A 26,633-nucleotide genomic window follows, 5' to 3' on the forward strand; every position below is an offset into this window, starting at 1 on the left:
AGCCACTTCAGCGTAAACCCCGTTCATCACGGGGGAGTGATCATGGCCTACACAGTCGAACAGGTTCTCGATACAGCCGGCGCCGGCCGCTTCCAGCGCCGCCTTCTCGGCATTTTTGGCCTCGTCTGGGCCGCAGACGCCATGCAGGTCCTCGCCGTCGGCTTCACCAGCGCCTCGATCGGCGCAAGCTTCGACATTTCTGTCCCGCAAGCCCTCCAGATCGGCACGCTCTTCTTCCTCGGCATGCTCATCGGCGCCAGCCTCTTCGGCCGCCTCGCCGATCGCTTCGGCCGCCGCCGTGTGCTGCTGATCACCGTCGCCTGCGACGCCGTCTTCGGCCTCCTCTCGGTCTTCGCGCCCAACCTCTTCCTGCTCTTCCTCTTCCGCTTCCTCACCGGCGTCGCCGTCGGCGGCACACTGCCCGTCGATTATGCGATGATGGCCGAATTTCTCCCCGCCAAAAATCGCGGCCGCTGGCTCGTCATTCTCGAAGGCTTTTGGGCCGTCGGCACCGTCGCAGTCGCCCTCGCCGCCTGGGCCGCCAGCATCTATATGCCGATCGATTCCTGGCGCTGGATTTTCGCCGTCACGGCCCTGCCCGCCCTCATCGGCATCTGGCTTCGCCTCTGGGTCCCGGAATCCCCGCTCTATCTCCTTGGCCGCGGCGAGCAACCGGCGCTCAAGTCCGTTCTCGACACCATTCTGACGACCAACGGCAAATCCGCCCTCCCCGCCGGAGCCGTCATCGACGCCCCACCGCAGCCACCCAAGCAGGGCATTTTCTCGCCCGACCTCCGCCGCCGCTCGGTCGCGATCCTTGCCGTCTGGTTCCTCGTCTCGATCTCCTACTACGGCGTCTTCACCTGGCTGCCCGCCCGTCTCGCCCAAGACGGCTTCGGCTATGTCCGCGGCTATGGCTTCCTCGTCCTCGTCGCCCTGGCCCAGCTCCCGGGCTATGCGCTGGCCGCCTGGGGCGTCGAAGCCGTGGGCCGTAAGCCAACTCTGATCGGTTTCCTCTTTCTCAGCGCTGCGGGCTGCGCCCTCTTCCTCGTCGCGGGGGATGGTGCCCTTCTCGGCGCCGCTATTCTCCTCATGAGCTTTGCCCTCCTCGGCACCTGGGGCGCGCTCTATGCTTTCACGCCCGAACTCTACCCCACGGTCTCCCGTGCCACCGGAATGGGCGCGGCCGGTGCCATGGCCCGTCTCGGCGGCCTCCTCGCCCCCTCGCTCATGGGCCTCGTCTTCGTCCAGAGTTTCAGCCTCGCCATAGCCCTCTTTGCTGCCCTTCTCCTCCTCGGCGCCGTTGCAGCCTGGTTCGTCGATGCCGAAACCCGCCAGCAAGCGCTGCACTAGCGACACACGGACTTCAGAAACTACGTATTGTCACGTCAAAGTATTTGCCGCTCACTGTATTGCGAGGGGCATGACTGACTTTAAACAATAACAAGAAGACATCGACCTGCCCTCTCGCGCAATTTGTGTTGCCGAGCGAAGGGTTCAGTATGCGTTCAAACAAAGTCGCCTTGATCACCGGCATTACCGGCCAGGATGGCTCATATCTCGCCGAACTCCTGCTCGATAAGGGCTATCGCGTTCACGGCATCAAGCGGCGCTCGTCGCAGTTCAATACTCAGCGTATTGACCATATCTATCGCGATCAACACAGCCAGGCCGATGGCCTCACCCTCCATCATGGCGATCTCTCCGATACGCTCAGCCTCACGCGCATCATCCGCGATGTCGAGCCAGACGAAATCTACAATCTCGGCGCCCAGTCCCACGTCAAAGTCTCCTTCGAAGCGCCTGAATACACCTCGGATATCGATGGCCTCGGCACGCTGCGCCTCCTTGAATCCATCCGCTTTCTCGGCTTCGAAAAGAAGACCCGTTTTTATCAGGCCTCCACGTCCGAACTCTTCGGCAAGGTCGCCGAAGTCCCGCAACGCGAAACGACGCCCTTCCATCCCCGCTCGCCCTATGCGGTTGCCAAGCTCTATGCCTATGCGATGACGGTCAATTATCGCGAGGCCTACGGCCTCTATGCCTGTAACGGCATTCTCTTCAATCATGAGAGCCCGCGCCGCGGCGAAACCTTCGTCACGCGTAAAATCACCCGCGGCCTTGCCAATATCGCCCTCGGCCTCGAGCCCTGCCTCTATGTCGGCAATCTCGACGCCCTGCGCGATTGGGGTCATGCCCGCGATTATGTCCGCATGCAGTGGATGATGTTGCAGCAGGATGAGCCCGAGGATTTCGTCATCGCCTCCGGCCAGCAATATTCCGTGCGCGAGTTCGTTATCTGGGCCGCCGCCGATCTCGGGATCACGCTCGAATTTACCGGCTCCGGAGAAAACGAAGTCGGCGTCATCGCCGCGATAGAAGGCGACCTCGCGCCGCAAGTGCGGGCGGGCGACATCATCCTCCGCGTCGATCCACGCTACTTCCGTCCCGCCGAAACCGACACGCTGCTGGGCGATGCGAGCAAGGCGCGCGAAAAGCTTGGCTGGTCGCCGCTGATCACCGCTCGCGAAATGTGCCGGGAAATGGTCGAGGCTGATTATCAAGCCGCGCGGCGCCACGCCCTTCTCAGCGCGCATGGCCTCGCCCTCCCCGTCAGCCTCGCAGATTGAGAAGGCCATGCACTTCGATCTCGCCGGCAAAAGCATCTGGGTCGCCGGCCATACCGGTCTCGTTGGCAGTGCCCTTGTCCGCCGCCTCCAGCGTGAAAACTGCACGCTCGTAACCGCGACCCGCGCCCAGCTCGATCTTCGGCAGCAACCAGCGGTCGATCGCTTTATTCATGACAGCCGCCCTGACGCCATCATTATTGCGGCCGCAACCGTCGGCGGCATCCTTGCCAATCAAACCCGGCCCGCCGAATTCCTCGCCGACAACCTTCTTATAGCCACCAACATCATCAGTTCGGGCCACTCGAATGACGTCGATCGCCTGCTCTTCCTCGGCTCCTCCTGCATCTATCCGCGCCTCGCGGCGCAGCCCATATCCGAAGATGCGCTCCTCACGGGCCCGCTTGAGCCGTCCAACGAATGGTATGCCATCGCCAAGATCGCCGGCATCAAGCTCGTCCAGGCCTTCCGCGCCCAATATGGCCGCGACTATATCGCCGCCATGCCGACCAACCTCTATGGCACCGCAGACAATTTCGATCCTCTCTTGAGCCACGTCCTCCCCGCGCTCATCCGAAAAATTCACGAAGCCAAGCTGGCGTCCGCGCCGTCCATCACCATCTGGGGCACCGGCACGCCCCGCCGCGAGTTCCTCCATGCCGATGATTGCGCCGATGCGATCGTTTTTCTCCTCAAGGCCTATTCCAGTGGGGAGCCAATCAATGTCGGCTTCGGCGACGATATCAGCATCTTGAATCTGGCGCATACGATCGCCCGGATTATCGGCTACTCCGGCGAGATCCTACCCGATCCGTCCAAGCCCGATGGCACGCCGCGGAAGCTTCTCGACAGCACCCGGCTCCGCCAACTCGGTTGGTCGCCCAGCGTGGATCTGGAGACCGGCATCACCCTGACCTATCGCTGGTTTCTCGCCCATTCTGCTGTCGAGCCGCGTAGCGGTCCTGCCGCTAAGGATATCGAAGAAAAGCGTGCGGGAAGCGCTTGAACCCTTGCCCGTCTCTGGCTATAACGCCGCCACATCGCGCCGCGACGGGTTTTACCCGCGCATTCCCGAGCGATGCAATTCCTGACGGAGTATAGCGCAGCCTGGTAGCGCACCTGCTTCGGGAGCAGGGGGTCGAGTGTTCGAATCACTCTACTCCGACCAATAGCAACGGGCGTCGCCGAATTTTCGGCGGCGCCCGTTTTGCTTTCTCCAAGTTCTCAGGTGCGCAAAAGCCGCCGCAACGACGCATCAGGCGTCGCGGCTTGCTTCCATCGCGCGCGCCAATTCAAACGATTCCGCATCGTCGAGTGCCACACCGTCATTGAGCGTGCCCCAACGCGGCTGCCAGAGTTCGTCGCGTTGCAGCGTCACGACCACTTCGGGAAATCCATGCAGGGCCTTGGCTGCCTCTGCCGCCTTGAGGGCCTCGTCGACAGTGTCATAATCGGCCTCATCGGCATCGACATCGCCGCGCGATGGCCACCAGACCGCCGCCACCACCCGGCCGTCGGCGTTTTCCTCGATCCCGACCGTCACGGCGTCACCGGCATCTTCGCCCACGCCAATTTTTCGATATGCGCTCATCTTCACCTCGCTCTGCCAAAGACGTGCGAGCACACTTTTTCGTTCCTCGCCTTCGCATGTGAAACAAGGAACTCGCAACCGCGCCGCCGCATTTCTGGCGACGGACGATGGAGACCACGATGCGCAGCCAGGGACCAGTTTGGGACAGAATGCGGGCCGATGAGATCGTTGCGGCGCCACCGCCCGGCCTTTGTTTTTCTTCCGATTGCGATCCGGGCTGGACGCGTCTCCGCCGCGGCAAAGGCTTTTCTTATGTCGATGCAGACGGCGAAGCCCCAACGCCGCAGCAGCGGAAAATGATCGAGGCCCTCGTCATCCCGCCCGCCTGGACCGATGTCTGGATTTGCGCCGAGGCCAATGGCCACATTCAGGCCACCGGTCGCGACGAGCGCGGCCGCAAGCAATATCGCTATCACGCCGATTGGACCGCCCACCGATCGGGCAACAAGTTCGGCCGCCTCCTCGCCTTCGCCCAAGTCCTCCCAAACCTCCGGGCCCAGGTCGATGCGGATCTGCGTCGGCGCAGCCTTGGCCGCGATCGGGTCGCTGCCTCTGTCGTCTGGCTCCTCGATAATAGCCTTATTCGCGTCGGCAATCCCGCTTACGCGCGCGACAATAAAAGCTTTGGGCTGACGACGCTGCGCCGCAAGCACGTCGATATCAGTGGCCAGGCCATCAATTTCCGCTTCAAGGGCAAGTCGGGCAAGGACTGGAACCTGCAGCTCGTCGACCGCCGCATGTCCCGCCTCGTCAAATCCATGCAGGATCTGCCGGGCCAGCATCTCTTCAAATATGAGGACGAAAACGGCTTTCACGCCATCAGCTCGCGCGACATCAACGACTATATCGCAGAACATGCCGGCGAAGGCTTTTCCTCAAAGCACTTCCGCACTTGGGCGGCGACTGTCCGCGCCTATGGCCTTCTCTGCGGCACAGAAGTTCCCGAAACCAAGGCTGGACAGAAACGGTTCGTCACCGGCGTGATCGATCAGGTCGCCGGCAAGCTCGGCAATACCCGCGCCGTCTGTCGCTCGAGCTATATTCACCCGGCAGTCTTCGAGCATTGGGAAGAGGGAAAACTGCTGCCCGAAAAGCGCCTGCGACCGATCGAATGGTTCGACGAGGAGGAGCTCGGCACCCTCGCCTTCCTCAAGCGCCTCTCGGCGGACAAATAAAAAGGGCCGGCTCGAAGGCCAGCCCCCAAATTCTAGATCGGTTCGTTTTAGCGCTTGGCGCCAAAAACGTTCCAGGCGCCGGTCACGGTCAGCGCAGCCAGAGCCATCTTGAGAATATCCCAGACGATGAATGGCTGAACCGCCTTGGCCCAGGCCGAGGCGACGACATTGGTCTGGTCGATCCACTGGGCATTGCCCGAGAGCGTCAGCAGCCAGGCAAAGCCAATGGCAAAGAGCGCAACTTCGCCGACCAGCATGGCGCCAAACAGCGTCAGGGGCTTGGACGAAGCGCCGCGGTCAGCGGCATAGCCGATGATGCCAGCCATCACGAGGAAGCCGAGTAGGAAGCCACCGGTGGGCCCGATCAGGTAAGGCAGGCCGCCGCCGGTCGCGAAAACGGGCAGGCCCATCGCGCCTTCGAGGAGATAAAGAGCAACGGTCGCAACGCCGATACGCGCGCCGAAAGCGGCAGCAAGCGCGGCGATGGCAAGACCCTGCAGGGTCACCGGAACCGGCCAGACCGGAACATTGATCTTGGCGGCAAGGGTGATCAGAAGCGTGCCGAGCACGACAGTCGTGAGATTGGTCGCCAGCTTGGCTGCATTGGACTTGGGCTGGAATGCACCGAGCAGCGTATTGGGCGTGGTCAAAGTGACGGCCATTTCATACCTTTCTAGCTGAGAGCACGGCCGGGTCGATCAACCGTCCGTGTTCGGTACCCCCGTTCTATTCTGTCACGATACCAGGCGCAATGGCTCCCCAAGCTCCTCCCACATTCGATACGCAGTTCTCGCCTAAGGTCGGCGCCGGCATCGCGCTCGCGCCCGGCCTCACGCGCATAACAGCGCCCAATGCGTCGCCCTATACTTTTACCGGCACCAATAGCTTTCTCCTCGGCACCAATCGCGTCGCCATTCTCGATCCAGGGCCTGACGACACCGCCCATCTCGAATCGCTCCACCGCGCCATCGCCGACCGCGAGGTCTCGGCCATTCTCCTGACCCACACCCATCGCGACCACAGCGCCGCCGCTGCAAAAGTTGCGGCGCGCTACAAGGCCCCGCTCTGGTTCGGCGGCCCCCACCGCCTCTCGCGTCCCCTTCGCCGCTTCGAGCGCAACCCGATCAAGACCTCCTGCGATTGGGATCTCATGCCCGACCGAACCCTTACCGATGGCGAGACCATCACCGCCGGCGACCTGACACTGACCGTCCACACCACCCCCGGCCACTGCGCCAACCACCTCGCCTTCGGCCTCCCCGATATTCTCTTATCCGGCGATCACGTCATGGGCTGGAATTCTACCCTTGTCTCGGTCCCCGACGGCTCCATGGCCGATTACTTCGCCTCCCTCGACAAAGTCATCGCCCTGCCCTATCGGCATTTTCACCCTGCCCACGGTGGCCCGATTGAGGACGGCCGAGCCCATGCTGAGGCGCTCAAAGGGCACCGGCAAATGCGCAACGACCAACTGCTCGCCGCCGTCGGCAACGGCGCGAAGACTCTCGGCGCGGTGGTGAAAGTAATCTACCCAACCCAGCCCGCAAAAATCCGCATGGCCGCCCGGATGACCATGGCGGCGCATGTTGAATATCTGGAACAACGCGGCGCGCTGAAAGTGAAACGCGGACTTTTGGGGATCCGGTTGGCTTTGGCCTAAGCCCTCTTCACCTATCCCCACGGGGAGAGGTGTCAGTTCCGCTGGAAACCCACAGCCCCCTCGCGCCCGGTCTGCCCGCGATGCCGCAACATATGATCTGCCAGCACCAGCGCCATCATCGCCTCACCCACCGGCACGGCGCGAATACCCACACAGGGATCATGCCGCCCTTTGGTGATGATATCGGCATCCTCATTGGCCGAGGTCACCGTCTGCCGCGGCGTAATGATCGACGACGTCGGCTTCACCGCAAAGCGGCACACGACCGGATCGCCATTGGAAATCCCACCCAAGATTCCGCCGGCATGATTTGAGAGGAAATACGGCCTGTCGGGTCCTGCCCGCATCTGGTCGGCGTTTTCGACCCCCGTCAGCGCCGCGGCACCAAATCCATCACCGATCTCGACGGCCTTGACCGCATTGATGCTCATCATCGCCGAGGCCAGGTCCGCGCTCAGCTTGCCATAGACCGGCGCGCCCCAGCCTGCCGGCACGCCCTCGGCCACTACCTCGATCACTGCCCCTACGGAGTTGCCATCCCGACGGATGCCATCAAGATAATCCGCCCAAAATTCCGCCGCCTTGGCATCGGCGCAGAAAAACGGGTTTTCCCCCACCTGGTCCCAATCAAAGTTCTTGTAGTCGATCTTGTGCGGCCCAACCTGCACAAGGCTCGCGCGGATCGTCACGCCCTGCAACACCTGCCGCGCCACCGCGCCGGCCGCCACACGCGCCGCCGTCTCGCGCGCGGAAGTGCGCCCACCACCGCGATAGTCGCGGATGCCGTACTTCTGGTCATAGGTGAAATCGGCATGGCCCGGACGATACTTGTCGCGGATATCGGAATAATCCTTGGATCGCTGGTCCGTATTCTCGATCAAGAGCGAAATCGGTGTCCCCGTCGTCCGCGGACCATCGGTGCGCTCGTCCTCGAACACGCCCGACAGGATCTTGACCGCGTCATCCTCGCGCCGCTGCGTCGTATATTTGCTCTGCCCCGGCTTCCGCCGATCGAGATCGCGCTGAATGATCTCCGGCGTCAGCAAAATGCCCGGCGGCACCCCGTCCACCACCACGCCCAGCGCCGGCCCATGGCTCTCGCCCCAGGTGGTGAAACGGAAAAGATGCCCGAACGTATTGAAAGACATGGCGCAGCCCCTTGGGTTGTGGGCTTTCTAGAAAGCCCACCCCCTGAGGTCAATCGCCATGCTCAAGCAGAAGCGGAATCCCAGCTATTCTCTGCCGCATGCAGCGTCATCCGGCCCTTGGCAAAATGCGCGATGACACCCTGCGGCGGCGGCCAATTCAGCACATCCCCGCGCGGCGCACCTTCGACCAGATGCCGCAAGACGCGCAACACGCCGCCATGCGCAACGACGACGGCTTGATGGGTCAGATCATGCGCGAAATCGACAAGTCGCGCCGAAACGTCATCATAGTTCTCGCCGCCATTCGGCCGGAACGCCCAATAGCTCTCGTCGCGCTCACCGGGCGACAAAGCCGCATATTTCTGCGCTACTTCCGCGTGCAACATGCCCTCGAAATCGCCGAATGAAATCTCGATCAGCCGCGGATCATGAATCACCGGCGGCAATTCAACATCAAAGGCCGCCCGCATGCGGTCCATGGTTTCCGACGCCCTGCTCAGCGGCGAGGCAAACCAGTTGAGCGAAGCGGGATCGACGCCATCCTGCTTGAGCAATTGCCGCAACAACACGCCATTGGCATCGGCCTGCAGCTGCCCGACCCGATTGAGCGGAATGTCCATGCTGCCCTGATATCGGCGTTCGCGGTTCCAGTCGGTTTCGCCGTGCCGGGCAAAGTAGAAATCGGGCCAGTCGGGGGTGGTCATGCGCATAAACGCGCCAAAAGCGGCGCGACCTTGGACTAGAGTCGAAACGAACGCCCATTCGCCCGTCCCAGGCCGAAACCGCTCTTCACGCGAAATCCCGAACCCGGCGGTACCGTACCCGATTTGCCTCATGATGCCAGAGACAGAAACGGGAATGTGCCATGCCCGCCACGTCTTTCTGGCATCCGGCGTCTGCCTGTGGCAGATGAGATCACCCATCCTACGCGCCGTTCCGGAGGCCCCATGTCCCTGTCACAAAGCGAAATCGCCAGCGGTCTCTCCACCATTCTGGGGCACGATGCAGTCATCACCGACGCGCAAAAAATGGACGCCTATCTCAAGGAACCGCGCAAGCGTTTCCATAAGCCCGCTGCTGCCGTCGTCACGCCACCCGATGTTCCCGCCCTCCAAGCCCTTCTTCGCTGGGCTAACGAAAACCGCGTCGGCATCATCCCCCAGGGCGGCAATACCGGCCTCGTCGGCGCCCAGGTACCGCTCCTAGGCAGCGAGGTCATCGTATCTCTCGCCCGCTTCGATCGCATCCGCGCGCTCGATACCGCCGCCGGCGTGATGACCGCAGAATCCGGCGTCATCCTCGAAAACGCCCACAAAGCCGCCGAAGCTCAGGGCGCCATGTTCCCGCTCTGGCTCGCCTCGCAAGGCTCGGCCCGCATCGGCGGCGTCCTCTCTTCCAATGCCGGCGGCGTCAATGTCCTCGCCTATGGCAATGCCCGCGAATTGACCATGGGCGTCGAAGCCGTCCTCGCCGATGGCCGTCTCTATCAGGGCCTCAATGCCCTCAAAAAGGACAATACCGGGTACGATCTCAAGGACCTGCTCGTCGGCGCAGAGGGCACCCTCGGCATCATCACGGCCGCAACTCTCAAAATCTTCCCGCTGCCCGAGGACCACGAAACCGCCCTCGTCAACGTCGCCTCGCCCGATGCCGCGCTGACCCTCTTCCAGCTTATGCGCCAGCGTCTCGGCGGTCGCCTCAATGCCTTCGAACTCATCCCCCAGATCGGTCTCGATTTCCAACTCCGCCACGGCATGCTCGACGCCGATCCCACCGCCAGCCCCTCGCCTTGGTATGCGCTGATTGAGGTGACCCGCATGGCCGGCACCGAACCCGGCGCCCTGCAATCTGCCCTCGAAAACGCCTTCGAGCGCGATCTCATCACTGACGCGACACTCGCCGAGTCCCTTGCCGAACGCACCCGCATGTGGACCTTTCGTGAGCAGATGAGCGAGTGCCAATCCAAGGAAGGCGCCTCCATCAAGCACGACGTCTCCGTGCCGATCGCTGCCGTCCCCGCCCTCATCGCCGAGGGCTCCGCCGCGGCGGCACGCGTCTCTCCTGGCATCCGCCCCGTGCCCTTCGGCCATATGGGCGATGGCAACATCCACTTCAATTTCTCCCAACCCGCCGGCGCCGACTCCAAAGCCTTCATGGCGCAATATGACGAGGCTGTGCACGAGGTCATCTACGACACGGTCCTCAAACTCGGCGGCTCGGTCTCCGCCGAACACGGCATCGGCCAGCTCAAAGTCGATCTGTTGAAGCAGGTCAAAGACCCCGTCGCGCTCGAGATGATGCGCTCGATCAAGACGGCCCTCGATCCCAACGGGATTCTCAATCCTGGGAAGATGCTCGGCTCTGAGCCGTCATAAATTGTAGATCACCAGGTGATGATGGAGTCGCTATACCCGGCGAGCGCCGCATCATGTGTCAACAAGCGAATGCCCTCAGAGAGGGCTTGAGCAAGGATAAGCCGGTCGAATGGGTCACCATGGGCCATAGCGAGGCCGTCCACGGCGACGGCATGCTCAGCGGAGACGTTCAACAATTGAAGACCGGCAGCTTCAAATTCGTGCCTCGCGATTTCTCCCGAAAAGGGCATGTGGCCGCGCCTGCTGAACTTGATGGCAATTTCCCAAAGGGAAACAACTGAAACCAGCACTTCACTGTCGGGCCGGCTCATCAGCCGACGAATATGCTGGGGAATTTTCTTTGGGTCCATAACGACCCAGATTGCCACATGCGTATCAAGCAGCAGACGCATCATCATCGCCGTTAGCCGGCGGGAAGATTTCGCCCTCTGCCATAATCTTGGCGATTTCGACGCTTTGCCGATCCCAGTCATCCCAGTCGATCGGGTCATACTTGCCTTCGGCCAAGCCAAACTGGATAGGCTGCCGCATCTCCACAATCGGCACGATCCGCGCCGCCGGCTTGCCATTGCGCGCAATGATGATCTCGGCTTCCGCGCCGCTTTCCACTGCCTCGACGAGCTTGGACAGCTGCGTCTTGGCCTCCAGCATATTGACCATCGTCATTGCCATCACCCTTAGCTAAGCTTGGCTAAGGTAAGCCTGCCCACACATTTTTACAAGTCGGTCACTCCCTTGTGCCTTCTTGCTCCTCGTGCCAGAGCGCCCCATCTTTCGGTTATGCTCCTCAACATCAATTTTCTCGACGACGCCACGCGTCCGCCCGTGCCTACACTGCCCAATCTGACCAATCGTCAGCGTCAGGCCGGTCACCACCTGCGCATGATCCACGATCATCTGCGCGACAATATGAAAACCCTCGGCAAGCTGATCGAGCGGGCCAATGCGCGACAGGTAAGCCCGGCCGAAATCGCTGCCGAAACCAGCGACATGGCCATGGTCGCCAACTATCGGCGCTTCGGCAATCTTTGCGGCCAGCATTGCGGCATTGTCGACACCCACCACACGATCGAGGATCAGCACCTCTTTCCCGTGCTCGCCCAACAAGGCCCTGCCTTCAAGGCCATCGCCGATCGGCTGGCTGCGGAACATGTCGTCGTCCACGAATTGCTCGAGCGTCTTGTCGAGGCCCTCAACGCGCTCGCCACCGAACCAAGCGAAACGCGCTTCACCGACGCCCGCGACATCTATCACGCCCTCGAACGCGTACTCCTCTCCCACCTCGGCTGGGAAGAAGAGGCCATGGGCGATGCGCTGGGATATTTTGAGATTATGTAGCCCCTCACCCGTCTCGCGCTTCGCGCGATCCACCCTCTCCCCAAGTGGGAGAGGAATGGTGCCCCTCTTTTATTCTTCTCCCTCTCGGGGAGAAGGTGGCTCGCCCAAGGGGCGAGACGGATGAGAGGGGACCTCAAAACAAATCCATCTGCCCACCACCGCCGGCAACCTTCTTAGGCTTCACAGCCACCGGCTCCGGCTTTTCCTCCGTCACTTCCTCGATCAGCCCTGGATCATCGTCCCGCGCCGAATTGACCCGCGTCGACACAGGATGGAATTTCAGGACCCCATCTTCGAGCGGCAGCGCCATCTGCGCCGCTTCCTCCGCGCGCACTTCGCGCACATTGAGCCAATCATCGATCTGCCGCTCATCCATCAATATTGCCGGCATGCGATCATGGATCGCCGAAAGCTGCGCATTGGCCGCGACGGTAATGGTCGCAACGCTGTCGATCTCTTCGCCCTCCGGCCCGCTCCAGGTCGCATAAAGCCCCGCCAGCGCCATCGGCTGCCCGTCGGCGCGAGTGATGTAATAGGGCCGCTTTTTCTTGTCTGGCCCCGTATGCCATTCATAATAACCGCTCGCCGGCACGATGCAGCGCCCGTGCTTGAGCGGATCGCGAAACGCCGCCTTTTCCCGCATGGTCTCGGCCCGCGCATTGACCAGCAGCGGGAATTCGCGCGGGTCCTTCACCCAGCGCGGCACGAGCCCCCAGCGCGCAAAATGTCCCTCGCGCTGCCCGCCCTCTTCCCAGATGGCGGCGATGGGCTGGGTCGGCGCAATATTGTAGCGCGGCACCATGGGCAGCTCTTTCAAGATCTTGAAGAGCTCGACCATCATTTCGGGCGGCAAAGTCGCCGCATAGCGTCCGCACATGGCGTGTCTCCTTTACTTCTCACGAGGTAATGTCATTGCAGACGAATCGCAAACTGCTCGGGCCATGACCGCTCTCCCCAATGCCGCCAGCGTCGGCATCGTACGCCACGGCAAAATCCTGCTCATCAAGCGCGCCCTGCCGCCTTACCAGAACCTGTGGACTTTTCCGGGCGGCCGCCTTGAGGTCAACGAAACCATCGAGCAATGCGCCATCCGCGAGGTGCAGGAAGAGCTTGGCCTCACCGTCCGCAATCCGCGCCACGTCATGACCCAGGAACTGGGTCGCGACGGCACCTATCGCCTCGCCGTCTTCACCACCACCGATTATGTCGGCACGGTCAAACCCTCGAGCGAAATCCTCGATCACAAATGGGCCGACCCGGGCATGCTGCTCGCCCTGCGCACCACCTCGCGCCTCGATGACGTGATCAAAGAGTGTTTTAAAATTTTGGGCCAGAACTGGTAAGAGGCGGGCATGATCCGTCAAGTAGCCCAACGCATGCGCCGGCACCCCCTCCCAACCTCCCCCATAAAAGGGGAGGTGCCGATCCAGTTCTGGGCAGCATTTCGCCCCACCCACCAGTCCGACCGAATTCGCCATAGCGAATTCGGTGACACCTCCCCCTTGATGGGGGAGGAGGGTGGGGGTGGAGCGGCAAGCACGATCTTCAAGAAAATCCTACCCCTCCTCCTCGCCCTAACCCTCACGACCCCAACCCTCGCCGTCGATCCGCCCTATCAGCGCCAGATGGAGCGCCTCGCCGAGGTCATGGGCAGCCTTTATTACCTTCAGCCGCTCTGCGAAGCCGGCAGCGAGGATTGGCGCGCCCAGATGTCCGAATTGATCTCTCTCGATGAGCCCGATGAAGACCGCCGCCAGCGCCTCGCCGGTGCGTTTAATTCCGGCTATACGGGCTTTTCCCGCCTCCACCGCCATTGCACGCCGGCCTCGCGCGAGGCGCTGTCGCGGCTGATGGTCGAAGCCCAGCAATTGGCCCGCAGCATTCATACGCGTTTTGCCGAATAGGCAGGGCGGCGAAAGCCTGCAATTGCCTACTCCGCGTTAACCTTCGGCTTACTTCTGCCGCGCCATCGGACGGGGTGCGTGCTACGGAACCCCTTATGAGCACCACCAAATCCATTTTTGCGCCGGCTTCCGGCCAGGGCCCCTTCGAGCAGGGTCAGGTCGAGCGCCAGATCGCCCTCGAATATCTGGCCGAGGCCTGGAACAGCGCCGAGGAAGATGGTCTCGAACCCGCCTCCCTCGCTCACGCCTCGCTCTTTGCAGCCCTCGCCACCTTCGTGCGCATGCATGGCGACGAAGCCACGGCCGACCTCGTGGCCCAGCTCCCCGACCGCATCCGCACCGGCGAATACAACCTCGAGCGCATTCTCCAGTAATTTTTGGCTTGGATTGCCGAAAAGCCTAGGCAAGCGCGGCCTCACTCACGCCCACCGCGTCATCCCCGCGAAAGCGGGGATCTCATTTTCTAGGCACGAGCTTCCCGCTTTCGCGGGAATGACGTCGTGAGCTTGGAAGCCCCCTACTCCGCCATAGCGTGCGCCCGCTCGATCGCCAGCTCTTCCTTGGTCTTGGGCTTGGCGCTCTTCTTTGCGCCCCGCAGCAAGAGGATGAGCGGGATGGACGCCAGGCTCAGGATCAGCATCAGCCAGAAATCGTCGAGATAGGCGAGCATAGCCGATTGCTTCTGCACGAGCCCGTTGATCACCGCGATGATCTGCCCATTGCCCGCAATCAGCCCCGGCATCTGCGTCTGCACGGCCATGGAGTCGACTGTCAGCCGCTCGGCGAGCTCTGCATGGTTCACCTGCATCATGCTCGAGAGCACGACCGACACCAACGAGATACCGATTCCCTGCCCCATATTGCGCACCAGCGCAAACATGGCCGTCGCATCGGCGCGCACGCTCGGCGCAATGGTGGCAAAGGCCATGGTCGAGAGCGGTACGAACAAAAAGCCCATGCCAAAGCCCTGCAGCGCCCCCGTGATGATCACGGGCCAGTAGTCCATGTCGGGGCTGAAGCCGGTCATCAGGTAAAGCGAGTAGCTCATCAGCAAAGCGCCGATCAGCAAGACGATCCGCGGGTCGACCTTGCCGCTCGTGCGCCCCACGATCATCATCGCCACCAGCGTTGCCGCACCGCGCGGCGCCATCAGCAGCCCGGTGAAAATCACCGAATAACCCATCAGGTTCTGCAGCATGGGCGGCAGCAGCGCGAGCCCCGAAAACAAGGTGATCCCCATCACGCCCATCAGGATCGAAGCGAGCGAGAAGTTGAAATCCTTGAACATTTTTAGATCAACAAACGGCTGCTTGGCTGTCAGCGAGTGTACGAGAAACACCCAGATGCCGGTGATGACGAGCCCGAGTTCGATCCAGGTCTCGATCGATTGGAACCAGTCGTTCTCGGCGCCACGATCGAGCATCAATTGCAGCGCGCCGACGCCGAGCGCCAGCATGCCGAAGCCGAAAAAGTCAAAGCGCCGGTTCTTGATTTCGGTCTGCGGCATGAAGAGCAGCAGCATGGCGACGCACACCGCGCCCACCGGCACGTTGACGAGGAAAACCCAGCGCCAGTCGAATGTCTCGGTCAGCCAGCCGCCCAGCGACGGCCCGATGATCGGCGCGACCATGATGCCCATGCCATAGATGGCCATGGCCTGGCCGATGCGCTCCTTGGGATTGATGTTGAGCAGCACGGTCTGGGCCAAAGGCGCGATCATGGCGCCGCAAATGCCCTGCAGCACGCGGAAAATCACCATTTCCGGCAGGCTCGAGGCGATGCCGCAAAGCGCCGAAGCGACGGTGAATCCGATAACCGCGAACAGAAACAGCCGCCGCTGCCCCAGCCGGTCGCTCATCCAGCCCGTCAGTGGCGTCGCAATGGCGGCCGCCACGATATAGGAGGTAAGAACCCAGGTGATTTCGTTCTGCGAGGCGCCGAGCGAAGACGACATATGCGGCAGCGCCACATTGGCGATCGTGGTGTCGAGCACCTGCATGATGGTGCCCAGCATCAGCGCCAGGGTGAGCATGCCCTTGTTCTTAACGACAAGTGCGGGCTGGGAAATCGCTTCGGCCATCTTGGCCTCCTCGGGAGAAATGGAGGCGGGCCCGTGGGCCCGTCACATCAGAGGGGCTTTGCTTCGCCCGTCATGCGCTCAAGCGTATTGGCGCCGGTATCGACACTGACCACCGCGCTCATGCCCGAGCGCAGCAGATCAGCCGGCACAGCGTCGCCAAAATCGATGCGCACGGGAATGCGCTGGGTCACCTTGACCCAATTGCCGGTCGCGTTCTGCGCCGGGATCAGCGAAAATTCCGAGCCCGTCGCCGCGCCGATACTGGTTACCGTGCCTTCGATCGGCTTGCCGGGAATGGCGTCGACCGCCACTTCCGCCTTCATGCCGACGCGAATGCCGGCAAGCTGGGTTTCCTTGAAATTGGCTTCCACCCAGCTCGCCTTGGTCTCGACGAGGCTCGCAATGGTCGTGCCTGCGGCGACGAACTGCCCGACATTGAGGCTCGCCACCTGGCTGATGACGCCATCGGTCACGGCCACAACCTTGGTCTTGCTCAGGTTCCGTTCCGCAAGGCTCACTGCCGCCAGCGCAGTCTTCACCGCCGGATGCGCATCGGTATCGATATCGGCATTGCCGCCGAGCGCTGCCGCCGCATTATCCACCTGCTGCTGCGCCGTCGAAACCGCATTCTGCGCCTGCTGCAGGGCAAGTTTCGGATCATCGAGCGTTGCCGTCGAGGCAATGCCCTGGGTCACCAGCGTATCCTGCCGGTCGAACTTAGACTGCTGAATGGCCAGAACCTGATTGGCCGCGTTCAGCGCCTTGGTCGCCGTCGCATAGGCCACCTTGAGCTGTTCCACATTGACGCGCGCCGTGCCCAGCGCCGCATTGGCCTGTTCGAGCGCGATCTGGTAGGGCTCGGGATCGATCGCAAAGATCTCGTCCCCGGCATGCACCATCACGTTCTCGGCCACATCCACTTCGGTGATGCGCCCAGCGACATCGGCCGAAAGGGCAACCTTGGCCTGCTGCACATAGGCATTGTCGGTTTCTTCAAACCGTCCGCCCGTCAGGTAGAAATAACCACCCGCCGCCACCAGCAGCACGGGCACGCTGACCATCAGCAGCAGCCGGCCTGGCCGGCGCTTCTTCTTGGCAGGTTCGGTTGGTGGCAGTGGAGGCGTGACCTCGTTGGCAGCAACAGGGGTGGCTTCGCCGGGCTTTGGTTCTTTTGCGTGGGCGTTCATCGGGTCAGTCCTTGGTCTCGGCGTCGCCGCCGCTCAGATTATCGCGAATTCTGGCAAGCCCTTCGATCAGGGCCGCGGTCTCGGTCGGCGCCATGCCGGCAATGGCCGTCTTGTAGAGTTCGACGCCCATCCCCTCGACCTGGGAGAACAGTGCCCGGCCTTCCGGGGTCAGCGTCACGATCTTGGCGCGTCCGTCCTGCGGGTCCGGCTCGCGCTGCACCAGTTCGCGTTCGGTCAGGCGCTTCAAAATACTGCTCATGGTCATCGGGTCGGTATCGAGGGCAGATGCCAGCGCCACCTGCGACATGCCGTTTTCGCGCCCGAGCTTGGTCACCGTGCGCCATTGCGGCAGCGTCAGGTCATTGCCGCGCGTCTGCTCCTCGAGCTGCCGGCGGAAGGCCCGGAACACCTCGTGGATCAGGTAAAAAATCGGCGCTGTCTCCATACTTTTCATCAGGCATACCCGCTTTAGTAAGCGTGCATATAATATGCCTTCTTACTAAATGAAAGCGGCGTTCTTTGTCATGGAGCAATGCGCGCCGTGCAATCCTGCGTGAGGGTTAAGAAAGTCCGCTATCGCCCCGCCATAAAAAAATCCGCCTTTGCCGCAATCCAAAGCGTTGAGGCGCAAGGAGACATGCATGCGGTGGGGATTCGTCGAAAGCCTGGTCAGCGTCGCCGCAATCGCGGCCGTCAGCGGCGGCATCTATGCCTGGGGCGCGGGCTGGTTCTGGCCCTGCGAAACCCTTGGACTGATGTTTAATCATGGCGCCTGCCAGAAGGTCGCGCATTTCGACGCGCGCAATGTCGGTCCCCTCGGGCTGTTGCCGAACGGCAATATTCTGGTTGCCAGTCTCCCCGGCGAAGACAACAGCTCCGACCCGCTCGCTCTCGTGGAAATCGACGCAAGATCCGGCGAGGCCATTCACTCGACGCTCGTCAACGACCTACAACCCGAAGCCAGCGTCACCAACATGGCCGTCAGCCCCGATGGCCAGACGGTCGCGCTCTCCTTCATTCACAACAAGACCCATGTCATCAGCCGCGACGGTGGCAAAATCCTGCGCACAGTCGATCGCTGGTTTCCACGCTATGTGGCCTTTGACAAAAGCGGCTGGCTTTTGACGGATATGGGGACAGACCCGACCGGCCTGCCCGACGCCAACCATGCCGAAGGCTGGCCGATCGCGTTAAACACTGAAGATCCGGTCCCGGCTAATATCGCCGATACGGCAGGCCTTTATAGCCATGGTATCGAGACCGCCCTCAGCCCGGATGGCCGAACCTATGCCCAAAAGATCGATCAGCTTCGCGATAGCGCCGTCACAGGCATCCGCATCGGCTCCGTCGATGATCCCGCCTACGCGGGCACCCTCTATGGCCTGACCCTTCGCGATGGCTGCACCTATGCCAGCAGCCAAATTTCCTTCAGCCCCTTCGGCAAACAAGTCGCCGCCGAATTCTCCTGCCCCGAACGCTGGGGCAAAACCGCCAGCGCCCTCGCCGTTTGGGACTACGATACCGGCAAGACGCTCCTCATCCTGCCGACCATCGATTATTTCGGCTCTCTGGTCTGGGAAAGCGCCGACACGATCCTGACCGACCGCTATAATTTCGGCCCGGAAACCAACGATATCCTTCGGATCAAGGTGCCGGCGGCGGAGTAACGCGAAAAAGGCCCCTTCACCCACCGCTCTGCGGCTCCACCAAAGTCGCGGAGCGACACCTCTCCCTCTGGGGGAGAGGTCGAACTGCAAAGCAATTCGGGTGAGGGGGCCTTTCTTTTTTTGCCTTACCCCTGCGGCAGCGATTCCAAAAACCGCATCGGCTGCCCCTGGCTCGGCGTCACCAGCTCCCCCTGCCACATCACCTTGTGCCCGCGCACCACCGTGCCCACCGGCCAACCCGTCACCGTCACCCCATCATAAGGCGTCCAGCCCGCGCGGCTCTTGATCCACGCATTGGTGATCGTCTCGCGCCGCTTCAGATCGACCACCGTCAAATCCGCATCATAGCCCACCGCGATCCGCCCCTTGCCGGCAATCCCGAACAGCCGGTTCGGCCCATGGCTCGTCATGTCGACAAACCGCTGCAGGCTCAGTTTCCCCGCATTCACATGGTCGAGCATGGTCGGCACCAGCGTCTGCACCCCCGTCATCCCCGAATGGCTTTCCGGATAAGCATGGTCCTTTTCCTCGCGCTTATGCGGCGCATGGTCGGACCCGAGAATATCCGCCACGCCATTGCCGACGCCCTTCCAGATGCCCTCGCGATGATGCCTATCGCGCACCGGTGGGTTCATCTGCGCATAGGTGCCAAGCCGGGTGTACGCCGTCTCATCCAGCGTCAAATGGTGCGGCGTCACCTCGACCGAGGCTACATCCTTATGGTCGGCGAGATAGACCATCTCCTCCTTGGTCGAGATGTGCAGCACATGGATGCGCTTGCCGGTTTTGCGCGCCAGGTTCACGAGCCGCGTCGTGCAGCTCATTGCGACTTCCGGCGAGCGCCAGACCGGATGGCTCGAGGGATCGCCCGCCACGCGCAGATGCTTGCGCTCTTCGAGCATATATTCGTCTTCAGAGTGGAAAGCCGCCCGGCGCGAAATCGTCCGCAAAATCGCCTCGACCCCGGCATCGTCCTGCACCAGCAGCGAGCCGGTCGACGATCCCATGAACACTTTTACGCCCGCACACCCCGGCAGTTTTTCGAGCGTGGCCAGTTCGCCGACATTTTCGTGCGTCCCGCCGATATAGAACGCGAAATCGCAATGCATGCGGTTCGTACCCGCCGCGATCTTTGCCTCAAACGTCTCGCGCGTCGTCGTCAGCGGATTGGTGTTCGGCATTTCGAAAACGCCGGTCACCCCACCCATCACCGCGCCAAGCGATCCCGTTTCCAGATCTTCCTTATGCGTCAGCCCCGGCTCGCGAAAATGCACTTGCGTGTCGATAACGCCCGGCAGGATATGCAGTCCTTTGCAATCGACCACTTCGGCCGCTTCACCCGTCACGGTCCCGAGCGCAACGATCTTCCCGCCCTTGACCGCGATATCGGCCTGCCCCTCGCCGTCATGGTTGACCACAGTCGCGTTCTTGAAAATCGTATCGTACTGCGCCATGTCTGAGGCCTCCGCGGGTTCGGTTCCGGGCTGGTTTAGCGGAGGAAAACTCCGCGAGGCAAGGCATTCCATGACCATTCATCTGCGCAGCGACCGTGCCGTCTTCCGTTTTTCGGGCCCTGACGCGCATCGGCTGATCAACGATGTGGTCACTGGCTTCATGCCCATCGAAGACGCGGAGCCAGCCAGCCTCTGGGCCCTGCTCTCCCCACAAGGCAAGATTCTCGCTGAAGGCCTCGCGACCCACGCCGACGAAGCCATCTGGCTCGACGTCCATCAATCCGTCGCCGACGATTTTTATAAGCGCATGCGCATGTACCGGCTTCGCGCCAAGGTCGAGATAGATGATCTCCGCGAAACCCACCGGATGGGTTTTACCAGCGAAGCCGGTCACCGTGCCCATGATGACCGCCGGGGCCCCGTCGCCCTTGGCTTCCGGGTGATCGCCCCGGTCGAAGCCACGACCGACTGGTCAACCGACGACACCGCCTACCACACCGCCCGCATCGCCACCGGTATCCTCCACCAGGGCAATGACTTCCCCGCCAACGATGCCTTCGCCCACGATATCGGCCTCGACATTCTCGACGGCATCGACTTCGCCAAGGGCTGCTATGTCGGCCAGGAAGTCGTCTCGCGCATGAAGCACCGCGGCACCGCCCGCCGCCGCCCCGTCATCGTCTCCGGCGTCGATGCCCCCGCCGGCACCCCCGTCATCGCCAATGGCCGTGACGCCGGCACCATCGGCCAGGTCGTCGACGGCAAAGCCGTCGCCATCCTGCGCCTCGATCGCATCACCGACCCCTCCGCCGCGACCGTCGAAGGAAAAACCGTCGAACTATCTCTCCCCGCCTGGGCCACCTACCAATTCGGCGATTCGGTCCCGTCCGAAGACTAACGGCATCCCCGATGCGTCCCCCCCTACCAGGGGGAGGCTAGGTGGGGGTATCGCCGGTCGCCAATCCCCGACTAACCAAACCTTATCGAATCGACGCCATCTGTTAGTCTCGACGATACCGTGATGCTAACGAATTAGACCCAGATGGCCCGTACAAGCACCCGAGCCTGGCAGCGCATGCTGTCCGGTCGCCGCCTCGATATTCTCGATCCCTCGCCCATGGATGTGGAGCTTTCCGACATCGCCCATGGCCTTGCCCGCGTCGCGCGCTGGAATGGCCAAACCATTGGTGACTATCCCTTTTCCGTCGCGCAGCACTCGGTTCTCGTCCTCGAGCTTTTCCGCGCCGCCAATCCGGACGCCTCATCCGCGGCCCTCCTCCAAACGCTCCTTCACGACGCGCCCGAATATGTCATGGGCGACATCATCTCGCCCTTCAAGACGGCCATGGGCGGCAATTACAAGGACGTCGAAAACCGTTTGATGTCCGCAATTTACCTCCGCTTTTCCCTTCCCGCCACGGTATCCACTGCGCTCAAGAAGCAGATGAAAAAGGCCGATCAGGAAGCCGCCTATTTCGAGGCCACCACGCTTGCCGGTTTCGAGCCCGGCGAAGCCACGAAATTCTTCGGTGAGCCGGGCGTTGCCGCCTTCGAGATCGAGCAGTTCGATCGCCTGATCCAGCCCTGGCCGACCCGCCAGGCGCATGATCGTTTCATCGCCAGTTTCGAGACCATAGCCACACTTATTCCCGCCGCCTGAAACCGTGGCAGAATTAACCAAGGGCTGAGGAAAGGTTTGGCACGCCCGCATCGCGATGGTTACTGATCCGTTAAGCACGTGCACCAGCACTGGATCAGAATGGGACGCATCAAATGCATCTGCCGACCCGTCGCGCCATCTTCGGCCTACTCGCCAGCAGTCTTTTTGCCGTTTCTATCCCCGCTTTCGCAGACGGTTTTGACGGCGACAATCTCGTCCGTTTCGGCGACGACCAAGGCGTGACCTATGACGATTGGGTCTCGACCGATCCGGTCAGCACCGTCACTGTCAAGAAGATCGAAGGCGGTCGCCTGAGCAACGTCACCATCACCAAGACCGCGACCGGCACCTATTCGGATGATGGCATCGCTTCGCCACATGTGCAGTATCCAGGCGTCAACGAACGCGATAACGCATTGAATCAATTCAGCTTTTCAAACTGGAACAATGGCCATTGGAACCGGATGCGGACCTATAATGGCAATTCCTATGTGTCCGTGACGACCTATAAGACCCACCGCGGCCAGACCCGCACCTCGACCTGCATTTCAACGCCAAGCTTCTATTATTGCTAGGCTTTTAGCCGAAGAGCCAACCGCGCTTGAACTTGTAGAAGACGTGCAACCCGATCTGGGTGACCTTCTCCATGCGCGGTGCCCATTTGGGGCTCACATAGGTCGCATGGTAATGCGTCGCGGTGCCGACTTCAGTCAGGTAAAGCTCACCGGCGAGGAAACGGTTGGCGATATCTTCAGCCTGAACCCAGGGCTCGCGCTCGCTGATGACCTCTGGAATGCCGTCGCAGGCAAACGAGAACTGGCAGGCATTGCGCTTGTCCTGGTTCTGGAACACCACACCACAAATCGTGCTCGGGTAGCGATGATCCTTCACGCGGTTCATCACCACCTGCGCCACGGCCACCTGACCGCGATAGCTTTCGCCACGCGCTTCGAAGTAGATCGCGGTGGCAAGGCACCACTTCTCCCGGTCGGACACTTCAACAGGGGCCATGGTCGAAAAAGCCCCGGTCACCGGGGCATTGGCACGGGCATAGGCCAGTTGTTCGGAAGCCACGGCAGGCATCATTGGGCCCACGGGACCAAGCGATGCCGTCTGCGGCGCGATACCGGCGATGGCATCGAGTGCCGCTGCCGTTGCCGGATCGATCGAAGCCACGGACATGCGCGGCCCCGTTTCTTCCGGCTGGTTTTCGAGCGCGGCAACGCGCGACTGGCCGAGCGCATTGGGATCGACGTTTTCGTCGCGCAGCGCTGCAATCTGCATGCGCGCCTGCTCGAAATTCTTGGAAAAGGCCGCAACATCGACCGGCGGACGATAGCGATCGGTCTTTTCCGACCGGTTCGGCCCGGTAAAGCTGATGGATTTGAAAAGGTTGTCGACGGAGCCGGTGATGACGGGCTCGGCGCCAGTATAGCTTAGGCTCGCGAGAGCCAGCTCGGGCTTGGTCTGGTCAGGCAGATCGGAAGACGGGCCGAAGGCGCCTCCCGCAAAGCCCATGTAGGCGACGGAGGCAAACAGTCCCAGCGCCAAGGTCTTGGCGACTGGAAAACTCCGGCGAACCGCTCTAGCCGCGTGCGAACGCACGACCGGCCGGTGTGGATGGGCCATAAACTCTACTCAACGCTACGCAACACGAACTAAGCTCGGCAAAGGTGACGCTAAAATGCCGATAGTTGTGATGATCTCTTATTAAGGTTAGCGCGGAGTAAATTCCCAAGAGGGCGTGCAAAGGGTCAAAGCGCGGCAGGAATATGATCGCCGCTTTTGTCTGAGTTTTTAGCTACAGGCGGCCCGCACCGGCTCGACCTGTTCGAGCACGCCGGCAAGGCTGAAGCGCACAGAAAGCGAGCGCGAATTCGCCGGCGTCACGCGTGTCGTCAGGTTGTTCGAACCTTGCAGTGAATCCAGAAAAGCCAATGAATCCGAGGTGTTATCGATCACGACCGCAGTATTGGTCCGATTGACATTGAGCGTGCGGCTGCGCGCCGCCTGCAGATCCACCTGCGTCGTCAGCCCCGCATCGCGACCCAGTGCCGACATAGTATTGCCCGCGTAAGCAAAGGCGATCGTCAGATTTCCCGCCTCACACGATATCGTCATCGTCGCCGGCATGCGGCCGCTTGGGCGAGCGGGAATAAGCTGTTCGGAGTTAAAAGTAACGCTCCGCGCGGCTTCACTCGGACCGTTTCGAAACACACTGTCATAACAAGCGAGGCGTTCGCCGTCTGCCAATATGGACGAGCATTGATTTCCCGATTGGGCGGAAGCCGTCCCCGTGAAGGCCAGTGAACCCAAAACCGCAAGTGTCGACCACTGCACACTATTCACCGGCAGCCCTCCCCATTCTTCTTTTCGTTCTTCTCTGCCAACATATTGGGGCAAAAGCGTCGAATGTGAATGGGGTCAGCCAAAAGTGTGGCGCGTCACGTCGCCGCCTGCGCCAGCGTCAAACGCGCGACCGGCACGCGGTATGGCGCGCAGCTAACATAGTCGACGCCAAGGCCGGCAAAATATTTGAGCGAAACGGGATCGCCGGCATGCTCGCCGCAAATGCCGATCTTGAGCTTGGGATTGGCCGCCCTCCCCCGCTCGATGGCGATGGAGATCATTTCGCCGACCCCCTTTTCGTCAATGGTCACAAAGGGATCGCGCTCATAAATGCCTTTGCGCTGATAGACGGCAAGGAATGTCGGCGCATCGTCGCGCGAAATCCCGAACGTCGTCTGCGTCAGGTCATTGGTGCCGAAGGAGATGAAATCGACCATGTTGGCGATGTCGCCCGTGCGGAGGCATGCGCGCGGCAATTCGATCATCGTGCCGAAGGAGAAAGTCACCTTGTCCGATTTAAGGAGACCCGAATTGGCGATGATCGCCATCATGCGTTCGCGCACCCAGGCGACTTCGGACGCAGTCGAGACGAAAGGGACCATGACCTCGACGGGAATGGTCTTGTTGAGACGTTCGCTCGCCTCCCGCGCGCCGGCAATCACAGCCTGCATCTGCATCTGCAGAATCTCGGGATAGGTTATGGCAAGCCGCACGCCGCGATGGCCCAGCATCGGATTAACTTCGGCAATCCGCTCTAGCCGCATGCGCAAGGCACGTACGGCAACCCCCAGCGAGGCCGCCGTGTCCTCGATTTCCTCTTCGCTCCGCGGCAAGAATTCATGCAGCGGCGGATCGAAGAGACGGACGGTCACGGGCAGTCCACCCATCACCGAGAACAGCGCCGAATAGTCGCCGGTCTGGAAATCGACCAGCCCGTTGACGGCAAGGCTGCGCGCCTCTTCGTCCTCGGACAGGATCATGCGCCGCAGCGCCACCATGCGCTCGGGCGAGAAGAACATGTGTTCGGACCGCGCCAGACCAATGCCCTCGGCCCCAAAACTCAGCGCGGTTGCAGCGGATTCCACCGTCTCGACATTGGTGCGGACCGAAACGGCGCGGCTCGCATCGGACCAGCCGAGCAAAGTGCCGATCGCACCGCCGATATGCGGCTGCGAAAGGGGCAGTGTGCCGGTATAGACCGAACCGTCGCTACCATCGATCGTCAGCCGATCGCCGGGCCGGAATTCCCGCGAGCCGATGCGGCAAACCATTTCCACCGTATCGACCGACAGTGTGCGAACCCCCGCTACGCAAGGCTTTCCGGTGATACGCGCGATAACCCCGGCATGGCTCGTCATGCCGCCACGCGCCGTCAAAATCCCGGTTGCGGCCTTCATGCCTTCGATATCGGCCGGCCCGGTTTCATTGACGACAAGAATGCAATGCTTGCCCCTCGCCCGTAGTCGCGCGGCGTCGTCGGCTGAAAAGGTGATGATGCCGCTTGCGGCCCCCGGCGACACGCCGAGCCCCGTCGCGATCGGCACCACATCGTCGGTCGATTTGATGCGCGGATGCAGCAATTGCGGCAGGCGGTTTGGATCGACGCGGCTCACCGCATTATGCGGCGACCAGATCTTGTTCTGCACCCGATCGACCGCCGCCTCTAGTTCGGCCGCTGCCGAAGCCTGCACGGGACGGGCCGAGAGAAACTGCACCTTGCCGCGATTGATCGTCACGAGGCAGGCCATATGGCGCCCGGCCTTGGCATCGAGCAGCGAGATCAACGATCCCACACCTTCTGGCAGCTTGGGCAGTGGCACCCCATTGAGCGGCGCGGGCCCCAATGCCCCCGTCGTCGCATTGCGCGTCAGAAACTGTTCGATCTCGCCTTCTGCCGCCACCTGCACCAGCACGATTTGCCTTGCCCGGTCGTCATCCTGGCGGAAACTCGCCCATGACTTCTGCGGAAAGCCATAGCTGTCGAAGGCTTGCTTGACCGCCTTCGCCAGAGCCCGGGTCGGATCGACCGAATCCTCTGGCGCTGTCGGCGCCGCAATGCCGATACGGGCCGGCTGCAAGCCACTATTGTGATTTGCCGCCGAGGTGCGCACCGCCAGCAGAGGCGGCTTTCCGTCCTTATCGACGAGTTTGAAAAGGCAAGTCACCCAATGGGTTCTGAGGCGCGTATCGAGCCGCCCCCGTTCGGCCTGCAGTGCCTCCCAAGCGGCACGGGTAATCGCGATCGTGGGCACCGTCGGAAAACCCGCCTCGCCGACGCGAAAAATCCAGCGCGCCTTGCCGGCCAGCAGTTTGAGCTGCGCGGAGGTAAGGTTTGCCTTCCCCTGGGCCGGGGCGATCGCAAACATTTCCTGGGCAAGACTCACCGGCCAACCGTCCCTGACTTCATTCTCGCCTCAT

The 26,633-nt window shown here is 61.7% G+C and carries 27 protein-coding genes, 1 tRNA gene and 1 pseudogene; 15 read left to right on the plus strand and 14 right to left on the minus strand.

All coding sequences use genetic code 11. The features are described from left to right. The first annotated feature begins 42 nt into the window (after nucleotides 1–42). The 4 genes from ASE94_RS02295 (at nucleotide 43) to ASE94_RS02310 (ending at nucleotide 3,795) form a co-directional block, all read left to right on the plus strand. The gene (locus ASE94_RS02295; RefSeq protein WP_062629046.1) at nucleotides 43–1,353 is read left to right on the plus strand and encodes an MFS transporter; all 1,311 of its coding nucleotides are present in this window, start codon (nucleotides 43–45) and stop codon (nucleotides 1,351–1,353) included. A gap of 149 nt (nucleotides 1,354–1,502) precedes the next feature. After that, nucleotides 1,503–2,630 (plus strand): GDP-mannose 4,6-dehydratase, encoded by a 1,128-nt coding sequence (gmd, locus tag ASE94_RS02300; RefSeq protein WP_062629047.1) that lies wholly within the window; start codon nucleotides 1,503–1,505, stop codon nucleotides 2,628–2,630. 7 nt (nucleotides 2,631–2,637) lie between these two features. Continuing rightward, on the plus strand, nucleotides 2,638–3,633 hold the full coding sequence (locus tag ASE94_RS02305; protein WP_062629096.1) for a GDP-L-fucose synthase: 996 nt from the start codon (nucleotides 2,638–2,640) through the stop codon (nucleotides 3,631–3,633). 85 nt (nucleotides 3,634–3,718) lie between these two features. Further along, nucleotides 3,719–3,795, plus strand: a tRNA-Pro gene (locus tag ASE94_RS02310). A gap of 87 nt (nucleotides 3,796–3,882) precedes the next feature. On the opposite strand, the gene ASE94_RS02315 is transcribed toward ASE94_RS02310, so the two are convergent. Further along, the gene (locus ASE94_RS02315; RefSeq protein WP_156351773.1) at nucleotides 3,883–4,218 is read right to left on the minus strand and encodes a hypothetical protein; all 336 of its coding nucleotides are present in this window, start codon (nucleotides 4,216–4,218) and stop codon (nucleotides 3,883–3,885) included. Nucleotides 4,219–4,337: 119 nt separating this feature from the next. On the opposite strand from ASE94_RS02315, the gene ASE94_RS02320 reads away from it, so the two are divergent. Then, on the plus strand, nucleotides 4,338–5,393 hold the full coding sequence (locus ASE94_RS02320; protein ID WP_244483924.1) for a DNA topoisomerase IB: 1,056 nt from the start codon (nucleotides 4,338–4,340) through the stop codon (nucleotides 5,391–5,393). A 47-nt stretch (nucleotides 5,394–5,440) separates the two neighbouring features. Here the strand turns inward: ASE94_RS02320 and ASE94_RS02325 are convergent, their stop codons facing one another. Beyond that, nucleotides 5,441–6,055 (minus strand): biotin transporter BioY, encoded by a 615-nt coding sequence (locus tag ASE94_RS02325; RefSeq protein ID WP_062629050.1) that lies wholly within the window; start codon nucleotides 6,053–6,055, stop codon nucleotides 5,441–5,443. An 89-nt stretch (nucleotides 6,056–6,144) separates the two neighbouring features. Between ASE94_RS02325 and ASE94_RS02330 the strand changes: the two genes are divergently transcribed. Further along, nucleotides 6,145–7,053, plus strand: a complete 909-nt coding sequence (locus ASE94_RS02330; protein ID WP_062629051.1) for an MBL fold metallo-hydrolase — start codon at nucleotides 6,145–6,147, stop codon at nucleotides 7,051–7,053. A gap of 32 nt (nucleotides 7,054–7,085) precedes the next feature. On the opposite strand, the gene aroC is transcribed toward ASE94_RS02330, so the two are convergent. Beyond that, nucleotides 7,086–8,201, minus strand: coding sequence for a chorismate synthase (gene aroC, locus ASE94_RS02335; protein WP_062629052.1), 1,116 nt, complete (start codon nucleotides 8,199–8,201; stop codon nucleotides 7,086–7,088). A 62-nt stretch (nucleotides 8,202–8,263) separates the two neighbouring features. Beyond that, complete coding sequence (locus ASE94_RS02340; protein ID WP_162236031.1) at nucleotides 8,264–8,905, minus strand: histidine phosphatase family protein; 642 nt, start codon at nucleotides 8,903–8,905, stop codon at nucleotides 8,264–8,266. Between the two features lie 243 nt (nucleotides 8,906–9,148). Between ASE94_RS02340 and ASE94_RS02345 the strand changes: the two genes are divergently transcribed. Further along, nucleotides 9,149–10,576, plus strand: a complete 1,428-nt coding sequence (locus tag ASE94_RS02345; protein WP_062629054.1) for an FAD-binding oxidoreductase — start codon at nucleotides 9,149–9,151, stop codon at nucleotides 10,574–10,576. A gap of 8 nt (nucleotides 10,577–10,584) precedes the next feature. Here ASE94_RS02345 and ASE94_RS02350 read toward each other — a convergent pair whose 3' ends face one another. After that, entirely contained in the window at nucleotides 10,585–10,974 is a 390-nt protein-coding gene (locus ASE94_RS02350) for a type II toxin-antitoxin system VapC family toxin (RefSeq protein ID WP_244483925.1), read from the minus strand. Continuing rightward, a complete protein-coding gene (locus ASE94_RS02355; RefSeq protein ID WP_062629098.1) occupies nucleotides 10,952–11,242 on the minus strand; it encodes a type II toxin-antitoxin system prevent-host-death family antitoxin in 291 nt (96 codons plus the stop codon). Before ASE94_RS02355 ends, ASE94_RS02350 begins: the two co-directional genes overlap by 23 nt. Nucleotides 11,243–11,356: 114 nt before the next feature. On the opposite strand from ASE94_RS02355, the gene ASE94_RS02360 reads away from it, so the two are divergent. Next, entirely contained in the window at nucleotides 11,357–11,914 is a 558-nt protein-coding gene (locus tag ASE94_RS02360; RefSeq protein ID WP_062629055.1) for a hemerythrin domain-containing protein, read from the plus strand. A 133-nt stretch (nucleotides 11,915–12,047) separates the two neighbouring features. Here the strand turns inward: ASE94_RS02360 and ASE94_RS02365 are convergent, their stop codons facing one another. After that, nucleotides 12,048–12,791 carry an SOS response-associated peptidase gene (locus tag ASE94_RS02365; protein WP_061907877.1) on the minus strand — a complete coding sequence of 248 codons (744 nt, stop codon included), beginning with the start codon at nucleotides 12,789–12,791 and terminating at the stop codon, nucleotides 12,048–12,050. Nucleotides 12,792–12,855: 64 nt separating this feature from the next. Between ASE94_RS02365 and ASE94_RS02370 the strand changes: the two genes are divergently transcribed. The 3 genes from ASE94_RS02370 (at nucleotide 12,856) to ASE94_RS02380 (ending at nucleotide 14,192) form a co-directional block, all read left to right on the plus strand. Beyond that, nucleotides 12,856–13,257: an NUDIX domain-containing protein gene (locus tag ASE94_RS02370; RefSeq protein WP_052951827.1), complete on the plus strand. Its 402-nt coding sequence runs from the start codon at nucleotides 12,856–12,858 to the stop codon at nucleotides 13,255–13,257. Between the two features lie 9 nt (nucleotides 13,258–13,266). Further along, nucleotides 13,267–13,818 carry a TIGR02301 family protein gene (locus tag ASE94_RS02375; protein ID WP_082460804.1) on the plus strand — a complete coding sequence of 184 codons (552 nt, stop codon included), beginning with the start codon at nucleotides 13,267–13,269 and terminating at the stop codon, nucleotides 13,816–13,818. 95 nt (nucleotides 13,819–13,913) lie between these two features. Continuing rightward, the gene (locus ASE94_RS02380) at nucleotides 13,914–14,192 is read left to right on the plus strand and encodes a hypothetical protein (protein ID WP_200913565.1); all 279 of its coding nucleotides are present in this window, start codon (nucleotides 13,914–13,916) and stop codon (nucleotides 14,190–14,192) included. Nucleotides 14,193–14,335: 143 nt separating this feature from the next. Here the strand turns inward: ASE94_RS02380 and ASE94_RS02385 are convergent, their stop codons facing one another. From ASE94_RS02385 to ASE94_RS02395, 3 genes are read right to left on the minus strand one after another with little or no spacing between them, the layout of a single operon-like run. Then, nucleotides 14,336–15,898: a DHA2 family efflux MFS transporter permease subunit gene (locus ASE94_RS02385; RefSeq protein ID WP_062629057.1), complete on the minus strand. Its 1,563-nt coding sequence runs from the start codon at nucleotides 15,896–15,898 to the stop codon at nucleotides 14,336–14,338. A 47-nt stretch (nucleotides 15,899–15,945) separates the two neighbouring features. Continuing rightward, nucleotides 15,946–17,085, minus strand: coding sequence for an HlyD family secretion protein (locus ASE94_RS02390; RefSeq protein ID WP_061907873.1), 1,140 nt, complete (start codon nucleotides 17,083–17,085; stop codon nucleotides 15,946–15,948). 4 nt (nucleotides 17,086–17,089) lie between these two features. Further along, entirely contained in the window at nucleotides 17,090–17,539 is a 450-nt protein-coding gene (locus ASE94_RS02395; RefSeq protein ID WP_082460807.1) for a MarR family transcriptional regulator, read from the minus strand. Nucleotides 17,540–17,726: 187 nt separating this feature from the next. On the opposite strand from ASE94_RS02395, the gene ASE94_RS02400 reads away from it, so the two are divergent. Next, nucleotides 17,727–18,752, plus strand: a complete 1,026-nt coding sequence (locus ASE94_RS02400) for a hypothetical protein (protein ID WP_062629058.1) — start codon at nucleotides 17,727–17,729, stop codon at nucleotides 18,750–18,752. A 125-nt stretch (nucleotides 18,753–18,877) separates the two neighbouring features. Here ASE94_RS02400 and ASE94_RS02405 read toward each other — a convergent pair whose 3' ends face one another. Further along, a complete protein-coding gene (locus tag ASE94_RS02405) occupies nucleotides 18,878–20,206 on the minus strand; it encodes a dihydroorotase (protein ID WP_062629099.1) in 1,329 nt (442 codons plus the stop codon). A gap of 70 nt (nucleotides 20,207–20,276) precedes the next feature. On the opposite strand from ASE94_RS02405, the gene ASE94_RS02410 reads away from it, so the two are divergent. From ASE94_RS02410 to ASE94_RS02420, 3 genes are all read left to right on the plus strand, one after another. Further along, complete coding sequence (locus ASE94_RS02410) at nucleotides 20,277–21,104, plus strand: folate-binding protein YgfZ (protein WP_062629059.1); 828 nt, start codon at nucleotides 20,277–20,279, stop codon at nucleotides 21,102–21,104. A 144-nt stretch (nucleotides 21,105–21,248) separates the two neighbouring features. Beyond that, nucleotides 21,249–21,866 (plus strand): HD family hydrolase, encoded by a 618-nt coding sequence (locus ASE94_RS02415; protein WP_062629060.1) that lies wholly within the window; start codon nucleotides 21,249–21,251, stop codon nucleotides 21,864–21,866. A gap of 113 nt (nucleotides 21,867–21,979) precedes the next feature. Continuing rightward, nucleotides 21,980–22,441, plus strand: coding sequence for a hypothetical protein (locus tag ASE94_RS02420; protein ID WP_062629061.1), 462 nt, complete (start codon nucleotides 21,980–21,982; stop codon nucleotides 22,439–22,441). Nucleotides 22,442–22,445: 4 nt separating this feature from the next. Here ASE94_RS02420 and ASE94_RS21415 read toward each other — a convergent pair. The 3 genes and pseudogenes from ASE94_RS21415 to ASE94_RS02435 all read right to left on the minus strand — a co-directional run. After that, nucleotides 22,446–22,859, minus strand: a pseudogene (locus tag ASE94_RS21415) (cell wall hydrolase); the annotation flags it as partial. An 804-nt stretch (nucleotides 22,860–23,663) separates the two neighbouring features. After that, nucleotides 23,664–24,215, minus strand: coding sequence for a hypothetical protein (locus ASE94_RS20820; protein WP_156351775.1), 552 nt, complete (start codon nucleotides 24,213–24,215; stop codon nucleotides 23,664–23,666). Between the two features lie 95 nt (nucleotides 24,216–24,310). Continuing rightward, on the minus strand, nucleotides 24,311–26,599 hold the full coding sequence (locus ASE94_RS02435; RefSeq protein WP_156351777.1) for a putative PEP-binding protein: 2,289 nt from the start codon (nucleotides 26,597–26,599) through the stop codon (nucleotides 24,311–24,313). Nucleotides 26,600–26,633: the final 34 nt, after the last annotated feature.

It is taken from the genome of Devosia sp. Leaf64, from assembly GCF_001421945.1.
Classification (GTDB): domain Bacteria; phylum Pseudomonadota; class Alphaproteobacteria; order Rhizobiales; family Devosiaceae; genus Devosia.